Origin of the sequence: Acinetobacter sp. UBA5934 (genome assembly GCF_002430855.1) — a bacterium.
In the GTDB taxonomy this organism is placed as follows: Bacteria; Pseudomonadota; Gammaproteobacteria; order Pseudomonadales; family Moraxellaceae; genus Acinetobacter.
Window position 1 is genome coordinate 51,319 of record NZ_DJDC01000068.1, and the last position, 849, is coordinate 52,167.

1 protein-coding gene is annotated in these 849 nt (G+C 39.7%); it reads right to left on the reverse strand.

The window, feature by feature from the left end; all coding sequences use genetic code 11:
- Nucleotides 1-805, reverse strand: an 805-nt coding sequence (locus tag B2Y23_RS04980; protein ID WP_291369381.1) for an ATP-binding protein, incomplete at its 3' end; no start/stop codon positions are given.
- Nucleotides 806-849 lie beyond the last annotated feature (44 nt).

An 849-nucleotide genomic window follows, 5' to 3' on the forward strand; every position in this document is an offset into this window, starting at 1 on the left:
GTTGACCACGAGCCTGACACCATCTTAAAGCTTCTGCTCTGGTCAATTCATCCAATGACATTTTGGCTTTAGCTAAATAGTGCTCTACAATTTCCAGGTACAGGTTTTGATCCATAGGATAGAACGATAGCCACATGCCGAAACGGTCAGACAGCGAAATCTTTTCTTCAATCGCTTCTTGCGGATGCAGCTCGGTATATTGGGGAACGTCCATCCGTGTGACCGGAGTATTTTCATGCATAAATTCCGGCAACAAATGACGGCGGTTACTGGTGGCATAAATAATAAAATTGCTTGAACCGGACTGTAATGAACCATCCAGGACGCTTTTTAAACTGCGATAGTTTTCATCTTCGGCATTAAAGGCCAGATCATCACAGTAGACAATGAATTTTTCAGGACGAGTTTCAATCAGTTTCTGAATAAGCGGCAAATCTGCCAAATCATCACGTTCAATTTCAATTAAACGTAAGCCTTCAGATTCAAACTCCGTTAACAAGGCACGTACAATTGAAGATTTTCCTGTACCACGTGAGCCAGTCAATAACACATCGTTGGCAGGCAAGCCTTTTAAAAACTGTCGGGTATTTTGAATCACTTTTTCTTTTTGCTTTTCTATCCCTTTTAAATCGTCCAGATAGATTTTTTTAGGCTGCTGAATGGCTTTTAATTGTTGATTTTGCCACTTATAAGCAGAGGCTTCAAAGTTGGTTTCGTGTTTCAGTTCAGGTAAGTTTTGCTGTAGTTGTTGGAGTACAGTAGAAAGAACTTGTAAGATATTGTCGGGTAAATCAATTGTTGCCATGATGATTCAGCTTATACGGATAAAGTGAAAATAAAGATCGTTTA